Source organism: Vibrio sp. Vb0598 (assembly GCF_033338935.1).
GTDB classification, from domain to species: Bacteria; Pseudomonadota; Gammaproteobacteria; order Enterobacterales; family Vibrionaceae; genus Vibrio; species Vibrio alginolyticus.
Genome location: NZ_JAWOTP010000002.1, coordinates 31059 through 54459 on the forward strand (window position 1 = coordinate 31059; position 23401 = coordinate 54459).

19 protein-coding genes are annotated in these 23401 nt (G+C 44.4%); 12 read left to right on the forward strand and 7 right to left on the reverse strand.

From position 1 onward, the window contains the following. Positions 1-198 precede the first annotated feature (198 nt). Positions 199-2625 carry a M9 family metallopeptidase gene (locus tag R7Q38_RS02715; protein ID WP_005375382.1) on the forward strand — a complete coding sequence of 809 codons (2427 nt, stop codon included), beginning with the start codon at positions 199-201 and terminating at the stop codon, positions 2623-2625. A gap of 281 nt (positions 2626-2906) precedes the next feature. After that, positions 2907-3137, forward strand: coding sequence for a PAS factor family protein (locus R7Q38_RS02720; protein ID WP_318114022.1), 231 nt, complete (start codon positions 2907-2909; stop codon positions 3135-3137). Between the two features lie 77 nt (positions 3138-3214). Here the strand turns inward: R7Q38_RS02720 and R7Q38_RS02725 are convergent, their stop codons facing one another. Then, positions 3215-3592, reverse strand: coding sequence for a carboxymuconolactone decarboxylase family protein (locus R7Q38_RS02725; protein ID WP_318114024.1), 378 nt, complete (start codon positions 3590-3592; stop codon positions 3215-3217). 58 nt (positions 3593-3650) lie between these two features. Beyond that, on the reverse strand, positions 3651-4007 hold the full coding sequence (locus R7Q38_RS02730; protein ID WP_005375386.1) for a MerR family transcriptional regulator: 357 nt from the start codon (positions 4005-4007) through the stop codon (positions 3651-3653). Between the two features lie 521 nt (positions 4008-4528). On the opposite strand from R7Q38_RS02730, the gene R7Q38_RS02735 reads away from it, so the two are divergent. After that, positions 4529-5878: an alpha-amylase family protein gene (locus R7Q38_RS02735; protein ID WP_213906041.1), complete on the forward strand. Its 1350-nt coding sequence runs from the start codon at positions 4529-4531 to the stop codon at positions 5876-5878. 108 nt (positions 5879-5986) lie between these two features. Here R7Q38_RS02735 and R7Q38_RS02740 read toward each other — a convergent pair whose 3' ends face one another. Continuing rightward, positions 5987-6280: an ArsR/SmtB family transcription factor gene (locus R7Q38_RS02740; RefSeq protein ID WP_005375388.1), complete on the reverse strand. Its 294-nt coding sequence runs from the start codon at positions 6278-6280 to the stop codon at positions 5987-5989. A 245-nt stretch (positions 6281-6525) separates the two neighbouring features. Here R7Q38_RS02740 and R7Q38_RS02745 point away from each other — a divergent pair, with 245 nt between their 5' ends. Then, entirely contained in the window at positions 6526-6819 is a 294-nt protein-coding gene (locus tag R7Q38_RS02745) for a hypothetical protein (protein WP_005375389.1), read from the forward strand. 92 nt (positions 6820-6911) lie between these two features. On the opposite strand, the gene R7Q38_RS02750 is transcribed toward R7Q38_RS02745, so the two are convergent. The 3 genes from R7Q38_RS02750 to R7Q38_RS02760 all read right to left on the reverse strand — a co-directional run bounded on the left by R7Q38_RS02750 (position 6912) and on the right by R7Q38_RS02760 (position 10082). Further along, the gene (locus R7Q38_RS02750; protein ID WP_005375390.1) at positions 6912-8876 is read right to left on the reverse strand and encodes a monovalent cation:proton antiporter-2 (CPA2) family protein; all 1965 of its coding nucleotides are present in this window, start codon (positions 8874-8876) and stop codon (positions 6912-6914) included. After that, positions 8873-9490, reverse strand: coding sequence for an NAD(P)H-dependent oxidoreductase (locus tag R7Q38_RS02755; RefSeq protein ID WP_005375391.1), 618 nt, complete (start codon positions 9488-9490; stop codon positions 8873-8875). The genes R7Q38_RS02750 and R7Q38_RS02755 overlap by 4 nt, the downstream gene beginning before the upstream one ends. Positions 9491-9656: 166 nt before the next feature. Further along, positions 9657-10082, reverse strand: coding sequence for a universal stress protein (locus tag R7Q38_RS02760; RefSeq protein ID WP_005375398.1), 426 nt, complete (start codon positions 10080-10082; stop codon positions 9657-9659). Between the two features lie 445 nt (positions 10083-10527). Here R7Q38_RS02760 and R7Q38_RS02765 point away from each other — a divergent pair, with 445 nt between their 5' ends. The 7 genes from R7Q38_RS02765 to R7Q38_RS02795 all read left to right on the forward strand — a co-directional run bounded on the left by R7Q38_RS02765 (position 10528) and on the right by R7Q38_RS02795 (position 22350). Beyond that, positions 10528-12099, forward strand: coding sequence for an ATP-binding cassette domain-containing protein (locus R7Q38_RS02765; RefSeq protein WP_033906795.1), 1572 nt, complete (start codon positions 10528-10530; stop codon positions 12097-12099). A 206-nt stretch (positions 12100-12305) separates the two neighbouring features. Beyond that, a complete protein-coding gene (locus R7Q38_RS02770; protein WP_054577082.1) occupies positions 12306-14465 on the forward strand; it encodes a prolyl oligopeptidase family serine peptidase in 2160 nt (719 codons plus the stop codon). A gap of 529 nt (positions 14466-14994) precedes the next feature. Next, a complete protein-coding gene (locus R7Q38_RS02775) occupies positions 14995-15786 on the forward strand; it encodes a hypothetical protein (protein ID WP_213873891.1) in 792 nt (263 codons plus the stop codon). A 90-nt stretch (positions 15787-15876) separates the two neighbouring features. Further along, a complete protein-coding gene (gene vmeP, locus R7Q38_RS02780) occupies positions 15877-17019 on the forward strand; it encodes an efflux RND transporter periplasmic adaptor subunit (RefSeq protein WP_213893308.1) in 1143 nt (380 codons plus the stop codon). Between the two features lie 10 nt (positions 17020-17029). Then, positions 17030-20170 (forward strand): efflux RND transporter permease subunit VmeQ, encoded by a 3141-nt coding sequence (gene vmeQ / locus R7Q38_RS02785; RefSeq protein ID WP_225473252.1) that lies wholly within the window; start codon positions 17030-17032, stop codon positions 20168-20170. Between the two features lie 120 nt (positions 20171-20290). After that, complete coding sequence (locus R7Q38_RS02790) at positions 20291-21376, forward strand: OmpP1/FadL family transporter (RefSeq protein WP_024701438.1); 1086 nt, start codon at positions 20291-20293, stop codon at positions 21374-21376. 176 nt (positions 21377-21552) lie between these two features. Continuing rightward, entirely contained in the window at positions 21553-22350 is a 798-nt protein-coding gene (locus R7Q38_RS02795) for a hypothetical protein (protein WP_318114025.1), read from the forward strand. 47 nt (positions 22351-22397) lie between these two features. On the opposite strand, the gene speG is transcribed toward R7Q38_RS02795, so the two are convergent. Further along, entirely contained in the window at positions 22398-22937 is a 540-nt protein-coding gene (gene speG / locus R7Q38_RS02800) for a spermidine N1-acetyltransferase (RefSeq protein WP_318114094.1), read from the reverse strand. A gap of 246 nt (positions 22938-23183) precedes the next feature. On the opposite strand from speG, the gene R7Q38_RS02805 reads away from it, so the two are divergent. Further along, positions 23184-23336, forward strand: coding sequence for a hypothetical protein (locus R7Q38_RS02805; RefSeq protein WP_005375418.1), 153 nt, complete (start codon positions 23184-23186; stop codon positions 23334-23336). The last annotated feature ends 65 nt before the right edge of the window (positions 23337-23401 follow it).

The following is a 23401-nucleotide window of genomic DNA, read 5'->3' on the forward strand; positions in this document are numbered from 1 at the left end:
GTTATTTAGAAAAAGGTAAATTAATGTTTTTATTGGTAATTGTGAGTTTTTTTGGAGTGGGATTGCTCCCATTTAATTAGAGTAAAAGACCTATTTTTGGGAGCGGTTTCATAAATTTTATGACACTGATTTCACTGTTTGAGCTGTAAAGAATATAAACCCCCACTCAATGTATGTTAATAATCAATGAGTGTTGTTATGTCTCATATCCGTTTTTTCCCGCGCCATCGTTTGGCGCTTGCTTGTATGCTAGCGAGTGTGTCTGGCTTCTCTTTTGCACAAAATCAGTGTGCTGTTGCTGATTTACAACAATCGCGAGATCTGGCTACTGCCGTTTCTGGTGCTGAGTATGATTGCTACCACGCTTGGTTTTCAGCACCTTCAGAAACGCTGAATGATATCTATAGTGAAGCGAGCCTAAGCCGTATCCAAGTCGCGCTGGATCAAGAAATCGCTCGCTATCGTGGTGAAGCAGATCAAGCTCGTATTCTAGAGAACCTAGGCGAATTTATTCGAGCGGCCTACTACGTTCGCTACAACGCTGGTACTGGTACACCTGAGTTTTCGCAAGCGTTGAGTCAGCGTTTTGCTCAGTCGACGAACCTATTCCTAAACAATCCTCATGCTTTGGATCAAGGTCGTGAACAAGTTGGTGCAATGAAGAGCCTGACTTTGATGGTTGATAACGTTAAGCAGTTGCCGCTGACCATGGATAGCATGATGGCCGCGTTGATGCACTTTAATCGTGAAACCGCGCAGGACACGCAATGGGTCGATGGTTTAAACAACTTGTTCCGCTCTATGGCAGGCCATGCGGCGAACGATGCGTTCTACCGATACATGGCAAACAATACTCACCATATTGATACGTTGGTGAAATTCGCATCTGATAATGCTTGGGCATTAGATACGGATGCAAGCTTTATCGTTTTCAATGCATTACGTGAAACTGGTCGTTTGCTCGCGAGCCCAGATCAGGAGACCAAACGCAAAGCATTGGCAGTAATGCAACAGGTGATGCAGCGTTATCCACTGGGTAGTGAGCATGACAAACTATGGCTTGCTGCCGTTGAAATGATGAGCTACTACGCACCAGAAGGCCTAAATGGTCTGAATATTGAGCAAGCCAAGCAAGATTTAGCTGCACGTGTAATGCCAAATCGTTTTGAATGTCAGGGACCTGCCATTATTCGCTCTGAGGATCTGACCGATGCTCAAGCAGCGAAAGCGTGTGAAGTGCTAGCGGCAAAAGAAGCCGACTTCCATCGAGTTGCGAATACGGGTAATCAACCTGTCGCTGATGATTTGAATGATCGTGTTGAAGTGGCGGTATTCGCGAGTAACACTAGTTACGTTGATTACTCTTCATTCCTATTTGGTAATACAACGGACAACGGTGGTCAGTACCTAGAAGGTGACCCTTCAAAAGCGGACAATACTGCGCGTTTCGTCGCTTATCGCTACGCGAATGGTGAAGATCTCTCTATCTTGAACCTAGAACATGAATACACGCACTATTTAGATGCACGATTTAACCAATACGGTTCGTTCAGCGATAACTTGGCTCATGGTCATATTGTTTGGTGGCTAGAAGGTTTTGCTGAATACATGCATTACAAGCAAGGTTACCAAGCTGCGATTGAGCTGATTGCAGATGGTAAACTGAGCCTTTCCACTGTGTTTGATACCACGTACTCTCACGATACCAATCGTATCTATCGTTGGGGTTATCTAGCTGTTCGATTCATGTTAGAAAATCATCCACAAGACGTCGAAAGCTTGTTGGCATTGTCGCGCTCTGGCCAGTTCGAACAATGGGCACAGCAGGTGACGTCTTTAGGTCAACAATACGATGCTGAGTTTGAACGTTGGTTGGACACATTAAAAGTGGAACCTGAGCAACCTGATACAGACCCAGAAGAGCCAACAGAACCAACAAGCCCTGAAGCACAAGTGACTGAATTGACGGCGAACCAAAGCCTTCAGCTCAGTGGCGAAGCATACAGCGAAAAACTGTTCTACGTTGATGTTCCAGCCAACACCGTTAACTTCAATGTATCTATTGAGGGTGCGGGTGATGCGGATCTTTACATGAGCTACAACAAAGTCGCGCATTACTATGATTTCGAAATGAGTCAATATGCTGATGGCAGCAATGAAGAGATTGTGTTTGAACCAGAGCAAGATGGTTACGTTAAAGCGGGTCGTTACTACATCAGCTTAACTGGACGTGATAGCTATGACTCAGTGAATCTTGTGGCTGCGTTAGAAGTGGAAGCGCAAACACCGCCAACCCAGGTGCAAGATGATTTAGCACCTGTGGTATTAGAGTCTGGTGAAGCCAAAATGCTTACCGTTCACAAGCAGCGTTATGCAGCAGTTTATGTGCCTGAAGGTGTTGAAGAGGTTCGTGTATGGCTAACGGCTCACTCTCAAACTGGTAATGTCGATCTATACGCGAGTAGGGAGCATTGGCCTACAGTAGAGCAGCACGAGTATGCGTCCAACTATGCAGGCAGCAATGAATACCTTGCGATTCCTGTTACTGAAGCAGGGTACGTGCACTTCGCTCTTCAGGCTCCAGAGCAAGGCGATGACGTTGAAATGCTAGTGCACTTCAACTAAAAAATTCGATTGACTAAAGTCGAGATAAAACGTCGCTGATACAGCGACGTTTTTGTTTATATCGGACACGATTATAAACAAACAGCGGCGAATGCTAGTTAATCGGCTGATCTATCGAGTTATCAGTTGCCCTTTTTCTAAACGGCTTTAGGTTTGTATTGCAATTTACCGCGCACATAAACTTTTTTAGCGACGCGTTCTGTGACCTAGCTTCTGATTTGTGCTTCCCAAATGGATACAATATATATGCACCCCGTGCAATAAAGTGAAAAGGGAAAGACATGAAAACGCTTATTTATGAAACGTTGATTAGCCTTGCTAACCAAGAACCAGAACAACATGCAAGAATCCGACAAAATCTCTATGAACAGTTGGATCTGCCGTTCAATAAGCAGCTGGCTTTGTATTCTTGTGCCCTTGGTCCTGCAAGTTCAGGCAAGTTGGAGAGCAGTCAAGGCATTAACAACGCGGTAGATTGCGCGGTTAAACTGCTTGAAACTCCTGAGCGCTAATTCACTCGTTGTTTTAATCACGGCCCGAACCCCAAGGGCCGTTTTTAATTGCGGTTAAATTGATTTCAACGTCGTTATTACTCTGCTCTTTCCGCTAGCACTTCTTTGAATGCAAACATGCCGTTTAATGCCGCGGGAAAACCTGCGTAGACGGACATCTGCAAAATGATCTCTTTAATCTCATCCTCGCTACAGCCTACATTCAGCGCTGCATTTAAGTGCACTTTTAGTTGCGGCGCGCAATTCCCCATTGCCGTTAGCGCGGCGACGGTTGCGATTTCTCTCGATTTTAGGTCTAAGCCCGGGCGAGCATAAATATCGCCAAACGGATACTCAATGGTGTACTGAGCTAAATTTGGACAAATATCTTGTAAGGTTTCGATGACATTATGACCAGCGTCGCCATCAATTTGAGAGAGTAGTTCTAATCCTTTGTTAAAGCGTGATTGTTCCATCGGTATGTTCCTAGTGAATAAACGTAAACACACCTTAATCGTTAGAGTTAACTCTAAGTCAACGAACTTTTCCGCTTTTATACAAGGCAATTTTTTCTTCTAGAGCCGATAAGTGCTTTTTCTGTTGCTCAATGTGGCGTTTGAGGTTTTCTTGGTGTTGTTCTAACAGGGCTTGACGTTGTGGTACAGATTGAGAGCCGACTTCCCTTAATTTGGCATATTCTAGAATCTCTTCAAGTGGCATTGCAGTTTCTTTTAAACGTTTAACAAAGCTTATCCAGTTTAGATCTTTCGAACTATACATTCGATGTCCACTCGCGTTTCTATGGACATGTTTAAGTAAACCGATTTTTTCATAGTATCGAAGAGTATGAGCAGATAGCCCGACGAGGTCAGAAAATTCTTTGATATTCAATATTATCCTCCAAGGTAGAGCATACCCCCATAGAGATAAGCTAAGTTTCGCATTTTGAAGTCATTTCGGGACAGATACAAACAGAAATCTTTAGTCTTTTAACACTAGGTATGGTGATTTACTGGATTTTTGAAACGCGCCAAACGTGATCCACCTGCCAGTTTCGTTTTATTAACAATTGATTACTCAACGGGTTGGCTTGGCTATTTTTATCCTTTGGGCCTATTTTAGGGCGTACATAGGTCTTATGTTCTATCTTTTTAAATTGAAGTTTTTGCTAAGCAAAACAATGTTTTAGGTCTGTGTTGGGCTATTTGGGTTGTATGTTGTGTGCCCGTTATTCACTCAGAACGATTTATCGCTGTGCAATGGATGAGTCGCTACGCCTTCGATTTCAGCCTTGAGTTAGTGCTAAAAGGGTGAGTGCCTCTGATGAATAGCTTTTATAATTTCGATTATTGAATTCACTCACAAAAAAATGCAAACAAGTAATCGTGAGTGGAAACGAGCAGGAGAACAACATGAGTGGCTCACAGGAAACACAATCATTCGGTGCAAACGTTATCTTACATGCGTTTGATTGGAAGTATGCTGACATTGCCCAACGAGCAAAAGAAATCCGCAAGCTTGGTTATGGCTCTGTGTTGGTTTCGCCACCAATGAAAAGCGCACACGATGAGCGCTGGTGGCAGCGTTATCAACCACAAGATTATCGTGTTATCGATAATGCCTTGGGTGATACCAAAGATTTTATTCATATGGTTCGTGAACTGGAGCAAGTTGGTGTGTGGGTTTATGCCGACGTAGTGTTTAACCATATGGCAAATGAGGCCCACCTTCGCAGAGACCTTCAGTACCCAAGACAAGAGGTCTTGGAGGAATACCAGAACAACAAGCAGAAATATCAGTCGCTAGCGTTGTTTGGCGATCTATCTCAACCACTTTTTGATGAAGAGGACTTTGTTGAAGCATTCGGCATCAAAGACTGGAAAGATAAGTGGCAGGTTCAAAACGGACGTATCACAGGTGGACCAACCGATCCTGGCTTGCCAACTCTTCGTGTTTGTGACCATGTCGTTGAGCAGCAGCGAGCGTACCTAAAAGCGCTGAAAGCTATTGGTGTGAAAGGTTTTCGTATTGACGCTGCGAAACACATGACGTTAGAGCATCTTAAGCGTGTTTGGACAGACGACATCACGCGGGATGTGCATATATTTGGTGAAATTATTACCGATGGCGGTGCGACGGAAGAAGAGTATCAGCTGTTTCTTGAGCCGTATCTACAGGAAACTCGCCTAGGTGCGTACGATTTCCCTTTGTTCTCAACCATGTTTAAGGCGTTTGCTAAAAAGGGCAGCTTCAAGTCTCTGATTGATCCCTATTGTTTTGGTCAGGCTTTGTCCCCCGGTCGTGCGATTACATTTGCTATCACACATGATATTCCTAACAATGATGTCTTTCTTGATCTCATCATGGACGAGGAAAACGAATGGTTAGCTTATGCCTATATTCTAGGCCGAGATGGTGGTGTGCCGTTGATTTATACCGACTTAAACACCAGCGGTATTAAAGGCAAAAATGGTCAGCCAAGATGGCAGGGTGCATGGAGCGATCCGAGTATGGCAAAAATGATCCAGTTCCATAATATGACGCATGGCGAGCCGATGAGTGTTCTTGAAGGTAACGATGACATGCTCGTACTTAAGCGAGGTGACAAAGGTATTGTGGTGCTTAATAAATCACAGCGTCAACAGTCTTTGACATTAAAAATCGATGGTAATTGGGTTGATTTGATGACAGAACAAATCATTCCAACTGACGGTAAGTTAATCGTACCATCTAAGTCGTCAATGTTACTCGTCGCGAACTAGAAGATGTACACACCGAGGTTAGCAATTTCGGTGTGTATGTTTTTCATCGTCATTCACGTTCTGCTGAAATTCAATATAAACTCAAACTCTCTCGTTTTTGCTAGAAATTTATGAGCACTCGTTAACGCAACATTCTGCTTTTAAAAAACCAATTACGTCATCTAAGCACTGATATTCTGCAACACAAAAAAGGGTTCTACCCTCACGGCGCTGGGTGAGAAGACCGGCTGAAGCAAGGCTAGAGATATGATGAGAGAGAGTGGATGCTGGAATGCCAAGCTTTTCTTGTACGCCGCCTACCGCGATACCTTTGTATCCCGCTTTGACGACTTCTTTGTAAATACTTAAACGAGTCGGATGCCCTAACTCTTTTAGTGCTTTAGCAACGGCTTCAAGCTCCATACTGACCTCTAAAGAATGACCACAGTAATTTTGTTTCGATAATAGGGAAAGTCTCGGTAAATGCCAACTATTACGATCTCAGAACAATTTAAATCAGATGAGATTCATACTGGCTCATGCCTTCATGGCAACAATTGTCTGTTCTAATGAGACAGATCAATCTTCATTATTATTTCACGCCACGTTCAAAATCCCTCGTCTACACTCAATGTTGAGTTGTCAGTTGGCAGACCAAGGAGGCGGCCATGATTGCGGTTCATAGAGATTATTGTTTGTCTAACAGTTCGGAGTTACATGCCCACGTTAAAGTCAATCCTGTCGGTAAATTAGAAGTTGAGATTGTTGAACTTCAAGAGCGCCACACCACAGAGTTTGATGATTTGTCTTTTGAGAGTCGTGGGTGTGAAACTCGAATCTGTGGTAAAGAAGACACAACTCCGTGGCAGTTCAATCTTGCAGTTACTGATGCGTTAGAGCTTTCTCATTTAGTGGAAGAAGCAAACGAAGAGTATGAGATTTTAATGAATGATCTTATGTAATATCGAGAAGATCATTTTATCCTGCACGGCGTGTGGCTCTGTACTGAAAAAATAAAAACCTCCCAAGCGGGAGGTTTTTAATATGGAGTGCGTTATCGTTGGATAGGCTCTTCTCTTGGTGGTGTTAGCTCTTGGACGTTATCTTCATTAAAGTCATCTGCGTAACCTTTAGGTGGCGGTGTCCAACCACGTTCTGACCGCGATAGTTTGTCATGACGATCTTTTTGCATCTCTTCCGCCATTTTCTCCTCTAACTGAATAAACAGTTGTCGGAAATTGTTGTCATAGCGTTCACCTTCAGAATCATCTTCCCAAGCTTTGTAAAGTATTTCTGACTTACGTGCTTCAACACGCTTATATGTCGCCTTCTGTTGTTCAACAAAGAAGGGGTGAATGCCAAGGGCTTTCATTGTGTGACCGCCCATCTCCAATGCAGAATGGTAGGTCTCTGATTCAATAATATCAGCCCCCGCTTGACGCAAAAGATAGCCATGTCCACGGTCAAAGGCACGTGCAATCACTGTTACTTTTGGGTACGTGTGCTTAACGTACTTCACCAGTTCTACACTCGATTCTTGGTTATCAATCGCCACAACCAACGCAGCGGCGTGCTCAATGCCGGCTGTATGTAGCATATCTGGTCGAGTCGCGTCGCCAAAATAGGCGCGAGTGCCAATCTGGCGCATGTTATCGACTTGGTCAGATTGATGGTCAAGTACCACGGTAGTCACGCCGTTTGATACCAATAGGCGATTCACTATTTGTCCAAAGCGGCCGATGCCGGCGATGATCACCGTGCCTGTTTCCTCAATCGTATCGCTTTCGCGTTCATTTGACTGGCTTTCAAAGCGCGGCAGAATCACTCTATCAAACAGAATAAACAAACCTGGTGTCAGGAACATCGAAATCGCAACCACTAACGCAAGAGTTTGTGAGAGTTCAAATGGGATGACGTGGTTTTGCACTGAAAAGCTTAGAAGCACAAAGCCGAATTCACCTGCTTGAGCCAAGCTTAGGGTAAACAGCCAGCGGTTGCTGCCTTTCACCCTAAATATCAGTGCAAGAATAAACAGCACCAAGGCTTTCAAAACCATCACGCCAATGGTCAATGCCATGACCAACCAGAAATCACCAAAAAGGACCGAGAAGTTGATCCCTGCGCCAACGGTAATAAAGAACAGACCTAACAATAGACCTTTAAATGGTTCGATATTGGATTCTAACTCGTGGCGGAATTCACTGTTCGCCAATACAACGCCAGCCAAGAAGGTTCCTAAGGCAGGAGATAAGCCCACTAAACTCATTAGTGCAGCGATACCAATGACAAGCATGAGTGCAGTTGCGGTAAAGATTTCTCGCAAACCAGAGCTAGCCACATAATTGAGCAGAGGTCGACTTAAAAAGTGTCCACCAACGACGACGATTGCAATCGATGCTGTGATTACGATGCCGTATGCCCAGCCTGGCAATCCCGCAACGAGGCTTAATTCTTCATGGTGCGCTGCGGCTGTTTGAGCCGCGGACTGTGCCTGTTCAATTAATTCAGGTAAGGCCAATAGAGGAATGAACGCCAACATTGGTATCACTGCAATATCTTGAAAAAGCAACACGGAGAAAGCGTTTTGTCCACCTTCCGTCTTCGTTAATCCTTTTTCGCTAAAAGTTTGCAAAACAATCGCAGTAGAAGAGAGGGCGAAGATCAAACCTATGGCTAAGGCTATGGTCCAAGGCTGGTCAAAGTACAAGGCAATACCCATAATCGCCGCGACGGTACCACCGACTTGCAGACCTCCTAAACCCATTAAGCGATTGCGCATCGCCCACAACATTTTGGGTTCGAGCTCTAAACCAACGAGAAACAGCATCATCACCACGCCAAACTCGGCAAAGTGCTGGATTGTTGTTGTTTCTTCACCGACTAAACCGATAATTGGGCCAATGACCACACCTGCGATGAGATAGCCTAAAACGGACCCAAGTCCCAAACGCTTAGCAAGTGGGACTGCAATTACAGCAGCAATCAAATATACGAAGGCTTGTAAGAATATCCCTGTCATGAAGCCTCCTTAATGAGCTCTGGCAATGCGCTGTTAAGCTTGATTAATGACGCCGCAGCTTCAACATCCAACCTATCTTCGACTAAAGCTGTTAGCAGGCTCTTGTACCGCTCAACATGACGAGGGATTCGCCCTTCTTCATCTGCTGTACGTGCGCCAAACATCGCGAGAGGGGCAATGTAGTTCATGCCTGTCAGTGCGGACATTTGTTCAATAGGCGCAAGCAGTTGACGAATCGTAAAGTGGTTGTAGCCTTCTGCCTTATAAGCTTCTTCTTTACCCCCTGCAGACAGCACACAAAGCATGGTCTTACCTTGCAGTGCTGTGCCATCTGTACCGTAAGCAAAGCCATATTCCAAAACCAGATCTTGCCACTCTTTTAAAATCGCAGGCGTTGAATACCAATATAGTGGGAATTGGAAAATCACCACGTCATGCTCACGTAAGCGTTGCTGCTCACGGTCGATATTAATATCGAAACGAGGGTATTCGCCATAGAGATCAACACATGTCACGCCTTCAATTTTTTGAGCTTCTTTGAAAAGTGGAGTATTCACTTCTGAACGATGCTGGGAAGGATGAGCAAAGAGAATGAGTACTTTTTTATTTGCCATAGGGATCCTTGCTATCTAAATAACCATGCCCAGTAGGAGCGCGGGTTGGTTAGAAAATGTAACTCATAAATGATCGCCAAGCTAGTTTGGAAAACGGTTTAAGCTGTTTCAATATCAATAAAAAACCACCAAATAAATTGGTGGTTTTGGGAAGCGTTACGTTTTACTAATCATGAATAGGGACGACTAGAATATCCACCGGTGACTTGTTAATTAAGTGTCTGGAGTAAGAAATAATCTTGCTCCAGAAATCTTGGTGGTGACCACAAATCAGAAGATCCACTTCTTGCTCTTTAATGGTGACCTCTAATTTATCAGCCAAGTCGCCAGTACCTACGAAGAAATGTTTAAGTGGGTAATCCATGTAATCACTAAATGTTTTTAAACATTCCATTGAATGCTCATTCAACGGCCTTTGATCCGGGTTTTCTTTGATGTCTACAAGCTCACGATAGATTTCTCCGTGCGTACCATCAATATGAATAAAGGATATATCGGAGTCGAGATAGTTTGCCATTGATACCGCTCTGTCGATAAGCACGGTGCTTTCATCTGACAGTTCGAGTGCAACAAGGATATGTTTGTATTTCATAACCACGCCCTTATGTGGATTATCTTTACTCTAAGCATAGTATGGCTTGGATAAAAATTGTGTTGCTAAGATCTCGAAATTGTTCAAAGACTTGTTAAAAAGTTAATGTGATATAACAACTTACTGTGAAACTTTCTTTTTGTTCACATTTGGTTAGAAAGCTTGCTTTTTGAACAAAAAAGCGGCTACACTCTGTGCATCATTTCTCTAGGAGATTACGCCAACATGAAGAACTAAACCTGTCATCCATATTTTTACTTATTTTTTGGATCTGCAGGGTTAGTAGGCGTAGCTCACTTTCCGATATTTCTTTGCAACAAGACGACTTTTTGATTTGACGTATATCGTCGAGCTTTACATAGAGCTTAATGCGTTTGTGCACGCGTTTTGTTGCCATTTCAAATCATAGCTACGGCTGTTGTCCCTGTCATACAGGAGGCAAATTATGCCAGTTTTACAAGCTTTTAATGTTAGCCATCAGTTTGATAATGGCGATACGCTATTCCAGTCTATTTCTTGTTCCATGACTAAACGACGTGTTGGTTTGGTTGGGCGCAATGGCATCGGCAAGTCGCTTTTGGCTTCCATTTTAGCGGGAGAAATTCAGCCTGCCAGCGGTGTTGTGACTGCTCCCTCTTCTTTCATGATGTATCGCCAGCAGCCGTCTGATCTGCTTTCAGGTCAGCAATCGATCGCCCAATTTCTGGGAACAGACTCGGCCTTACATGCTTTGAAGCAGATTGAACAAGGTGATGTTTCTGAACATTGGTTCGAACTGGTTGGCGAACAGTGGGATATTGAACTGAAACTCAAACAGCAGCTTGCTGCGATGGGCTTGCCGCAAGACCCTGATTTCTCTTGTGCTCGGCTCAGTGGTGGTCAGTTGGCGCGTTTGCAGTTATGGCAGTTATTTGAAAACGAAACGGATCTTTTGATTCTCGATGAGCCATCCAATCACCTCGATACCGAGGCGAAACAATGGCTGATAGAGTCTATGACGCATTTCAGCGGTGCGATTTTACTCATCAGTCACGATCGTGAGCTGCTGCGAGAGATGGAGGAAATTTGGGAGCTATCGGGCCTAGGTTTACAGGCTTTTGGTGGAAATTACGATGTGTACGCCGAGAAAAAACGCACTGAACTGCAAGCGGTCGAGAGGCAGTTAGCGCAAGTCGATAAACAGAAAAAACGGTTAGCCGAGCAAGCCCAGAAAAATCGCGAAAAAGCAGACCAACGCGCCGCGCAAGGGAACAAACTGCGCAAAGACGGCAGTCAGCCCAAAATTTTGCTTGATGGAAAAAAGGATAGCGCGACCGCCAGCGCTTCAAATCGCAATAAGAATGAGCAACTCAGACAAGCGCATTTACAAGCCAAAGAACAGGCGTTGCAATCGCGACATGAGCAACTCAAGGCGCAAAAGCTTTATCTTACAGATAATCCGAACCGTTCGCGAAAAGTGTTGTCGATACAAGAAGGTATATTACCTTTTGGGAATTCTACGCCTATCACGTTGCAGATTTTTGCGAACGACAAAGTCCATCTCAAAGGGAGAAATGGCTGCGGAAAATCAACCTTGTTAAAGACGTTGCTTGGCGAGTTATCGTTGCAGAGTGGTGAGTTGCAAGTGAATACGCCTTTGTATTATCTCGACCAACATTTTGGTGCAGTGAATCCAAATCTTTCGTTACTTGAGAACGTAATGGAGAGCTGCCAAGAGATGACGGAAAGTGAAGCGAGGACCTTATTGGCCGGGATCGGTTTTCGTCGAGATGCAGTGTTTCGATTGGGGCGCCTACTGAGCGGTGGCGAGAAGATGAAGCTCGCGATGCTGATAGTCAGCCACCAAAATTCTCAGCCTTTGCTGCTGCTTGATGAACCAGATAACCATCTCGACCTCGAGTCAAAAATAATGCTTAGTCAGGCGTTAAATGTATACAAAGGTGGATTTGTTCTGATTAGTCACGACCAAGATTTCGCTTCCGAGTCTGGGGTTTTGCGCCAAATCGAGCTGACTTAGACGAAAGAGAGTAAACGCCATCGTGGCTCTTCAGTATTGTTCCCAAGTTCTACACTTCCACTTACTAGTTTGTAGAACTGGAAGGAAATGAGGGAGTTAGGATGGCTTTCACAACTCGTTTAATGAAATTAGATTCATTTTGTCGATATATAGTAGAGTTCTGATGTATTGCACAAAAAGACAACAGAAAAATAAAAAGGAATTTCATGAAAAAGAACACCCTAGCACTCACAACGGCTCTCGCACTCGGAAGTGTGTTGTCTGTGGCGTATGCAAATGAAGCGGCGCAATCGTCGGTTGAACAGGTAACCCCGAAAACCATCACGTATCCAACCACACAAAAAGTGGATGTTGTCGATGACTACTTTGGTACAAAAGTGAGTGATCCTTATCGCTGGTTGGAAGACGATCTCAGCCCAGAAACCGCAGAATGGGTTAAGGCACAAAATGCAGTGACGTTTGATTATCTGTCGAAAATCCCTTACCGCGAGCAGATTGAAGAGCGCATTACTAAGCTCATGGATTACGAAAAGCAAAGCCAACCGTTCAAAGAGGGTAAGTTCACTTATTTCTACAAAAATGACGGGCTACAAAACCAAGATGTGCTTTATCGGAAGTTAGGTGATGGCGAAGCAGAAATTTTCCTCGATCCAAATACTTTTAGTGAAGATGGCACCACATCGTTAGCGGGAGTGAGCTTTTCACGTGATGGTTCTTTGGTTGCATACAGCATTTCGGAAGGCGGTAGCGATTGGCGCAAAGTCATTGTGTTAGACACAGAAACCAAAAAGCCCGTCGGCGAAACGCTGGTGGATATTAAGTTCAGTGGCATCAGTTGGCTCGGCAATCAAGGTTTCTATTACTCAAGTTATGACAAGCCAAAAGGGAGTGAACTTTCCGCGAAGACAGACCAACACAAGCTCTACTTTCATAAACTTGGAACGAAACAAAGTGAAGACCAATTAATTTTCGGTGGTGTAAAGGACGAAAAGTATCGCTACGTTGGGGGTTACACGTCGGAAGATGAACGCTACTTGTTTATCTCAGCCAGCGTATCGACGTCGGGTAACAAACTGTTCTTCAAAGACCTGAGTAAGCCAAATAGCCCGCTGAAAACCATTTTAGATAACACCAGTTCTGATACTTGGGTGATAGACAACCAAGGCACGAAACTGTACTTGGTTACGAACCTTAATGCGCCGAACAAACGCGTCGTGACGGTGGATGCGAGTCAGCCGCAGCCCAAAAACTGGAAAGATGTGATTCCTGAAACAAAGAACGTGTTACGTGTTTCTACCGCGGGTGGCAATTTGTTTGCGAGCTATATTGTTGATGCGATCTCGATGGTGAAGCAATACGACATGAACGGCAAACTCATCCGAGAAATCAAATTGCCTGATATTGGCAGCGCATACGGTTTCTCGGGGAAAAAAGAAGAAACCGAAGTCTACTATTCTTTCACCAACTACAAGATGCCAAGCACGACCTATCGTCTGAACATCAAAGACGGTGATAGCGAGGTGTACTACAAATCTAAAGCGCCATTTGATCCTGCTTTGTATGAATCTCGCCAGGTGTTTTACACCTCAAAAGACGGAACAAAAGTGCCGATGATCATCACCTATAAAAAAGGGACACCGATGGACGGCAGTGCACCAACCATCCTATATGGTTATGGCGGTTTCAACATTAGCCTCACGCCATCTTTTAGCCCGACACGTGCGGCTTGGTTAGAGCTTGGTGGTGTTTACGCGGTAGCGAACATTCGTGGTGGTGGGGAATATGGCAAAGAATGGCACAACGCTGGCATTCAAATGCAAAAGCAAAATGTGTTTGATGACTTTATTGCTGCGGCTGAATTCCTAATTGATGAAAAGGTAACGTCATCAAACAAGTTAGCCATTAACGGTGGATCGAATGGTGGCTTGTTAGTAGGGGCCGTTATGACGCAACGTCCAGAGCTGTTTAAAGTGGCGCTGCCAGCAGTCGGCGTACTGGATATGCTGCGTTACCATACTTTTACCGCAGGTGCTGGTTGGGCGTATGACTACGGCACGGCAGAGCAAAGTAAAGAGATGTTCCAATATCTGAAAAGTTATTCGCCGGTGCACAATGTAAAGGCGGGGGTGGAATACCCAGCAACATTGATTACAACCGGTGATCATGATGACCGTGTTGTTCCTGCTCACTCATACAAATTTGCTGCTGAGTTGCAATCGAAGCAAGCGGGTTCAAATCCGACCTTAATTCGCATCGAAACCAATGCAGGACATGGTGCAGGCACACCAACGCGTAAAATAATTGAGACAAATGCAGATATTTATAGTTTTGCACTGTTCAATATGGGAATAGAGAAACTGCAATAGTGCGAATTGTTTGCGTTTTAGTTATCGAAATGCATCGGCGCTTTATCGCTCGATAATAAAAGGGAATCACAGAGAGTGATTCCCTTTTTATTTATTATAGGGCTACTATTCTAATCTGATGCGGGGCTAATCAAACTAAGGTTTTTTTAAATTATTATAATTTTCTAATTAATATGAAGAGTGTTGTACGATCGAAATGAAACATTGAACGTGATCACATAAATCCATTGCACTCTCTATTTATATGGTAAGATTAATTAATCATTTGTTCTAATGATAATTGAATTTTAATAAGTTTTAATATTTCCTTCTTCGTTAGCATTACCAAATTTCAAGTTATATAAGATATAAGTAGCGGTGATTGAACTTTTACGATGCTTTATTTTATTTTAATTAAAGCGTCGAATGTTTCGTCATTATTGAATTTGCTTTGATAATTTATGTTATCCAAAGCGAGTTGTGTTGCTTGCTATTTATGATGACCTCATGACGTGAATAATTTTATAATCATTAAAATGGATACAGTTTTATGAATTTAGTGAAACCGTCTGTTGCCATTATGGTTGCAGCCCTACAACTCGCGTCTTCTGCCTATGCGCAGACAAACAATAACGAAGAACTACAAGATATGTCTGACCCACTTGCGGTATACACCCAAGCTGGCTTTGGTATTACTGATAAAGGCGCGAACATCAAAATCGGTCAAACTTACCAATCTAGCCAGCCTGGTACCATGGCGATGAACATCATTGAAATGAAAGGCATTGGTGGTGAGCTATTTGGCATTCGCGACAATGACGATCCAATATATGGCAACGTTGATGACAGCATTGACTCTTTCCGACTACGTAATTTCCAAGTAGAAGTCGCAAAAGGTCTAGGCCGTCAATTAGATGTAAACTACGACGTTGATAACGATAAATTAGATGCATCTTATAGCTTTATTCAAGGTCTACCTAAGTTTGGTATGTTGCAGCTATTTCCTTTAGCTGGTGCGGGTGTCACTATTGCTAATGATTTTAGTGGTGATGACAAAGGTTATGAAATTCCAGGTACTTTCACTGTTGTGGGTATGTACTCAAAAATTGAATTAACCGATAAAATCTGGATTAACTACAACCCAATGTATATGCATACGTTGTCAGGGTCTAGTCAATATAAAGATACTTATTATGCGGGTGAAGATAATATCTTGGCTCATGAGTTTGCGTTGTCTTATCAAATTAATCCTCGCGCAAATATTCGTTACTTTGCAAACTGGAATGATCACGTTAATTTCGGTGATGGTGATCACCGCATCGAATTTAACTACCAATTCTAACTCCCTCGTTTATTTCCAGAATAGAAAGTGTGTTTATCCATATATTTAAATATTTAGGCCAAAGCACTTTCTACATAAAGTAGGTTTATCATGAAAGCCAAATATAAATTTGCGTTGGTATCTATTGCTATATCTTCTGCATTACTATCAGGATGCAAAACTGGCGATATCGCAACGAAAACAGCCCAAGCACCCTCTGTTGAAACCGTTACCCTAACCGAAACAAAAATCACTCCTTATCATAATTTTATCGGTCGAACTGAAGCGGTAAATGACGTTGATATTATGCCGCGAGTCGGTGGCGAATTAACCGCGATTCATTTTAAAGATGGCGATATGGTCGAAAAAGGCCAATTGCTGTTTGAAATCGACGACCGTCCTTACAAAGCGGCACTGGCGTATGCAAAAGCGTCGTTGCAAAAAGCAAAAGCACAACTCGTTCAAACTACGCGTGATGCAGAACGTGTGAAGAAACTCATCAAAGATAAAAGCATCAGTGAGCAGCGATACGATGACGCCATTGCTGCGCACGCCGCAGCGATTGCTTCGGTAGAAGAGGCGAAAGCGACGCTGGTTTCAGCAAGGCTCGATCTTGAATTTAGCTCTGTGCGTGCTCCTTTCTCTGGTCGTGTGGGTTTCAGCAACTTCCGAGTAGGTGACCGTATTTCGAAAATTCAACTCGTTCCTCTTGTTTCGATCACTCAAGTAGACCCAATTCGCTTTGGCTTTGATGTGGATGAGAAGCTCTACCGCCGCGTAAGAAGTGCGATTGATGTGGCTCATCGTAACGATGACAAACTGGATGTTGATTTAACACTGACCCTTTCAGACGGTTCATTGTATCCGCTTGATGGCAAGATCTACGCCGTTGGCAATAAGATCGATTTAGAAACAGGCTCAATTCGAGCAGAAGCACAATTCGATAATCCAACTTACGCGCTTATGCCGGGTGAATATGGCAACTTGACCATCAAGCTGCGCAACAAAACCATTGATGGTTTGCTTATCCCATCGGCGGCTGTTCAGCAAGACCAAGCGGGTGACTACGTCATGGTGGTTGGTGATGATCACGTGGTGTCACGTCGTAACGTTGAACTCGGTCAGACCTACGGTGTGAAACGTGCTGTGCTGACTGGCTTGGCGGCTAACGAAAAAGTCATCGTCAATGGTCTACAAAAAGTGCGTCCGGGTGCAACGGTGAAAGACGTTGAACTACAGAGTGAACAAGGCTGAGTGAGTACTGATGTTAAGTAAATTTTTCATTCACCGGCCGAAGTTTGCTTTGGTGATCTCACTGGCGATGACATTGATGGGTATGATCGCCCTGAAAGTCTTGCCAATTTCTGAGTATCCTCAAATCTCTCCAACGGTAATTACGGTGAGCACCATGTATCCGGGTGCAAACGCGGACGTGGTTAAAAAGACCGTAGCACAACCGATAGAAGCCAAAGTCAACGGCGTTGAAGACATGATTTACATGTCTTCTGTGATTGGTAACGATGGCTCATACACATTGCGTATTTACTTCCGAGTGGGCGCAGATGGCGATATGGCGCAGGTTCGTGTGAACAACTTGGTGGCACAGGCGACGTCGTCTCTACCACAAGAAGTAAACCAAATCGGTGTGACGGTTAAGAAGAAATCTTCCGACATGCTGGGCGTTATCACACTGCGTTCTCCGAAACAGTCTCACGACAGTATCTACCTTTCTAACTACGCGGATCTCAATATTGTCGAGCGTCTAAAACGTATCGAAGGTATGAGTGACATTACGCTTCTGGGTAAGAAAGACTACTCAATGCGAATTTGGTTGAACCCAAATAAACTGGCTACCTTGAAGCTTTCTGCTAGCGATGTTATTGGCGCAATTAAAACGCAAAACATCCAAGTGGCGGCGGGTAAGATCGGTGGTATGCCAGCTCCAGGTGATCAGCAATATCAATATGTTTTGCAAACCAAAGGTCGACTCACTTCTGCGGAAGAGTTCGAGAACATCATCATTCGTGCGAGCAAGAAAGGTTCTTTGATTCGCTTGAAAGATGTGGCTCGTGTGGAAGTTGGCGCACAAGGTTACGAAGCTGATGGTCGTATGAATAACGAACCAGCCGCCGTTCTGGCCTTGTACCAGTTACCGACCGCGAACGCGCTAGACGTGATGGAACGCGTGAAAGAGGCCATGACGGAGTACGAAAAATCGTTTCCTGATGATTTGGTCTATGACATCGCTTATGACTCTACTGAATACGTAGAGACGTCGATTGATGAAGTTTACGAGACGCTGGTGATTGCGGTACTTCTTGTCACCTTCGTTGTGTACGTTTTCTTGCAGAACTGGCGAGCGACCATCATTCCAACCTTAGCGATTCCGGTTTCCATCATTGCGACGTTCGCAATCATGGGCGTGATGGGCATGACCATTAACACGATCTCGTTGTTTGGCTTGATCCTCGCCATCGGTATCGTGGTGGACGATGCGATCATCGTGGTAGAGAACGTGGAGCGGGTTATCCATGAAGAGCATTTAGACCCGATTCCGGCCACGATCCAAGCTATGAAAGAAGTGACGGGGCCAGTATTGGCAACAACGCTTATTTTGTTGGCGGTATTCGTACCGGTTGCGCTATTGCCGGGTATTTCCGGTCGAATGTTCAACCAGTTCGCAGTCACCATCTGTGTGTCGGTGCTGATCTCTGCGATCAACGCATTAACGTTAACGCCAGCGCTTTGTGCGTTGATGTTGAAATCTACTCACTCGCAACCTATTGCGCCTTTGCGTGCGTTTAACCGAGGTTTTGAAGCAATAACGCGCAAATACCAAGGTTTAGTTGGCCTCTTGAGCCGTCGTATTGTGCTGAGTATCGGTGTGTATGGCGCGCTTATTGCGGTGCTGGCGTTTGCGTTCATGACCGTACCTTCCTCTTTCGTACCGAACGAAGATAAAGGCGTGTTCATGGTCGAAATGCGTTTGCCAGACGCAGCAGCATTGCAGCGTACTGCACCATTAATGAAGAAGTACGTTGATGAACTAAAACAGATGGAAGGTGTGGAGAACGTGGTTTCGGTTGCGGGCTTCTCGGTAATTAACATGGCGTCGATTCCAAACTCGGGCATGTTGATCATCAAACTGGATAACTGGAGCAAACGTAAAGACCCTGAGCTACACCAACGCGCATTGATGAATAAAGTTAACCAAATGCTGAACTCAATGCCAGATGCCGCTTCGTTCGTTTTCGCGACGCCGGCAATCAAAGGTATGGGTGCGGTAGATGGTTTCAACCTTGTGCTGCAAGACAACTTGGGCCGTTCTCCACAAGAGTTGGCAAAAACAACCGCTGATTTTGTTGCCCAAATCAACCAACTGCCTGAAGTGGCACGTGCGTTCTCGATTTTCCGTGCGAATATTCCGCAACGTTACATCGATATTGATCGCGATAAAGCGATTTCGATGGGCGTACCGTTGAATGAAATCTTCAGCACACTGCAAGCACAGTTGGGCGGCGCCTACATTTCTGACTTCAACTTGTTTGGTCGTTCGTACCAAGTGAAAGTGCAAGCAGAAGAGCAATACCGTGACAATATCGACGACATCAACCATCTGTTTGTTCGCTCAAGCTCTGGAAAAATGGTGTCACTGGCAACGCTAGTGAAAGTGAAGCCGATCTTCGGCCCTGATACCTTATCGAACTACAACATGTTCAGTTCTGCAACCGTGAACGGTGCGCCAGCGCCAGGTTACAGCTCGGGTGATGTTGTAAAAGCCATTGAAAAACTGGCTGCGGAATCTTTGCCAAGTGGTTACTCGTACGAGTGGTCAGGCATGACTTACCAAGAGATGAAAGCAGGCAACATGGCGCCAATCGCGTTCGCATTGTCTTTGCTGTTCACCTACTTGTTCTTGGTGGCTCAGTACGAAAGCTGGACTATTCCTGCTGCGGTAATGATGGCGGTTCCAGTCGCGATTCTCGGCGCAATGGGCACGCTACTGCTGGTGGGACAACCGTTCGATTTGTACGTGCAGATTGGTGTGGTCATCTTGATCGGTATGTCCGCCAAAGTGGCGATTCTTATCGTGGAATTTGCCAAAGTTCTGCGAGAAGAAAAGGGCTTATCCATCATTGATGCTGCCAAAGAAGCTGCTCGAATTCGTTTCCGTGCAGTACAGATGACCGCATTCGCCTTCATTTGGGGGGTATTCCCGTTGGTGATTGCATCGGGTGCCGGTGCGGCATCTCGTCACTCACTGGGCTTTGCAGTATTCGGCGGCATGATTCTCTCTACGTTTGTAGGCACGTTACTGACGCCAGTGTTCTTCGTGATGATGCAATCTCTGCGCGAGAAGTTTAAGCGAAAGAAACCCACTGAACTTGAGGTGAGCGAGCAATAACGCTGATTTCAACTGACTGACTCCACAACACCCCCACGCTGTGTGCGATTGGCCAATGCCTTTCATTGATATACAACCACCGTCGCAGCGTGGGTTCCCCAAACAATAATAGGTTTTAGCATGAAAAATCTTTCAAAAATCGTCGTAGCGAGCTCTCTACTGACGTGTGCTGCTGCGCAAGCGGGTGGGTTATACCTTTACGAAACAACTGCATCGGACATTGGTTTGGCATCCGCTGGTATGGCGGCTCGTGCGCAAGATGCCTCAGTAATGGCAGCAAACCCGGCTGGTCTGGCGAATGTTTCTGGTAAATCTTTCTCTGGTAACCTGATTGGCCTTTACGGTGACGCGCAACTAGACACGATGACTGGCGATGCGGGCAACGTGATTGGTTTTGTTCCTATGGCGTCGGCATTTTACAGCCAACAAGTAAACGACAAATGGACGCTGGGTATTGGTCTGTATGGCAACTACGGCCTTGGCCTCGAGTACGAAGGTCTTTTGGATAATCATTTAGATATTCCTACAGCAACGACGCAAGCCTTAACCATTCAACCTTCCGCTTCTTACCGCATCAATGATCACTGGTCTGTGGGTGCGGCGCTTGGTATTCAGTACGGTATGTATGAAGTGGAAACGAAGGGAGTCTTGAACTTCAATGACGAAGACCAAGATACTCAGGTCAACGGCCGAGTAGGTGTGCTTTATGAGGCAACACCAGGCACGCGTCTTGGCCTGTCTTACTCTTCTGAAACCGAATTTGAATTCGACAATAGTAACTCCATTGCTCCACAACAACTGATCTTCAGTGCTTACCACGAAGTGAATGATGACCTAGCGGTGATGTGGAACGTGAACTGGCAAGACTGGAGCGAATATACAACCACGCTGAACGTAGAGACACAAGACACTTACCAAATCGCATTGGGTACTCAGTACAAACTGAATGAAAAAATGATGTGGAATGCAGGTTTTGCATTCGATACCAGCATGTATGAAAGTCAATCAAACGGTGACATTACCGTTCCTACTGGCAAGGCGTACCGCATTGGTACAGGCATTGATTACAAATTGGATTCAGAAAACTCAATTGGTTTCGCGTTTGAAGCGATCTTGATGGAATCGTCAGAAACGCCACGCTTACAAGCTGGTTTTGATGAGCCTGCGCTGTACTTCATGAGCATGAGCTACAACTGGAAAAACTAATCATTCCTAATCGCTAAAACGCCTTCCTTACAGGCCATTCTACCCTAACTACCTGCACTGGATGCTGTCACGCCATCTAAGGTAGTTAGGGCGCTTCTGTCACATCCAGTGAGTGATGATTCAAAAAATATCTGCGCAGCTAAGTGCGGGTATTCAACATCTCAAAGGACTAAAAAATGAAAAACAAACTAGCGTTAGTGTGTACGACTTTGTTGGTCAGTACGTTGGCTGATGGTGCCGAGCATCGAGTAAAAGGCAATAAAAACAAGTTGGCGGATGACCCAACAAAAGTCATCACGAAATTTGGCGCGTCTTACGCAAACAACTACGATTTTGATGATCAAAACATCTCATTCTCGGGCTCACTTGCGCTTGACCAAGCGCGCAAAATTAACCTGCGTATCAATGATGATGCGAGCGAGTGGCGTATTGGTGGCTCGTGGCTGTTTCCGGTCGGTATCGTGAACTTCAACTTCGGTAAAAATGAATACGTAAACGGCGCGGATCAAACCAACTACAGCGTTGGTACCTTTATGCCGCTAAGTTATTTCGGGATTGAGCCAGCAGGCTTCCAAATTTTCCCAATGGCAGGCTATACGTACAACACTGGTGATGTTCCTGTTTGTGACGGTGCAGAAAGTAGTCTCTGTAGCGAGCCTAACTTTACGGGTACGCCAAGTGCAGAGAATGGCTTCAATATGATGAGCTCTTCAGGCAGTAGCGGTTACGTTGGTGCATTTGCGCTGAAATCGTTTACCAAAGAGCTGACGTTAATCAGCTTCGCAGCAGGCACTTACGGCTCAGAAAACAGTGAAGGAGAGAACTACAAAGGCTTCTTTGGTGGTATCGGCCTTGGTTACCTCGTGATCAAACGCCACTCTTTTAACGTAATGACGTTTGTCATGGACAACAACACCTATTTGGATGAAGCAGACAAGCGCATCGTATTATCATATCAATATCAATTTGAATAAATAAAAACGCAGCCCAAATAGCTGCGTTTTTACTTTGATAGAATGAACTAGTGAATTGAGTTGTTTTCTTCGATCTTTTTCTGGTATTGGTGTTTTAATATATACATGCGCTTAACATCGCTGTAAGCGCCGTTAATAAAGTATTCCTCTACAAGGTGACCTTCTTCGATAAAGCCGCATTTTTTGTATAAGTGAATAGCGACTTCGTTATCCACTGCGACTAATAAGTAGATTTTACGTAGATTAAGAATTGAGAATGAGTAATCTAACGCACGATTAATCATCTCTGTCGCATAACCTCGGCCTTGATGCTCTGGGGCGATGATTATCTGAAATTCCGCGCTGCGGTGAATGTAGTTAATCTCGATCAGCTCAACTAAGCCAATTACGATGCCGCCTTCATCTTCGACGACAAAACGCCTTTCAGCGTCATCATGTATATGTTTTCGATAAAGTTCTTCGAGCTCGTCATAAGACTCGTAAGGTTCTTCGAACCAGTAGGCCATGATATTTCGGTTGTTATTCAGTTCATGAATAAAGCGCAAATCAGAACGCTCTAATGCACGCATTTTTAGGCCTTTCTTCATCATTTTTCTCCAATGAGGGCGGAGAATACCTCCGCACTTGATGCTAGAAAATATTACCGTATTTCACAAGAATAGCGCATCTTTTTTTGGAAAATATCCTGTGATTTTCAATGTGGAAACTTAGAGTTCACGACAAATATAAATTAATCTTTACGATAAAAAACTCGATTAGGTGCTTTGCCTAATATCGTATTAAATACCGCGCAACGACTTAGTGTCTTAATCTAAACAAACAAGGTATTCAATATGTTTTCAATCGGTGACGTAGTAGTAGCGACTAAAGGTATCGATCTTGGCGAAATGGTTGTTACAGGTTTAAGCAGTGGCGGTTTTTACACACATGTAAAAGCAGGCGAAAAAACACTAACTTACCCAGCTAAAGATCTTAAGAAAGCATAATTAAATTTGCTCATTCTTATTTTTAACTGGCTTAAAGTTCGTATTAGTTATTTTAAGCGGGTTAG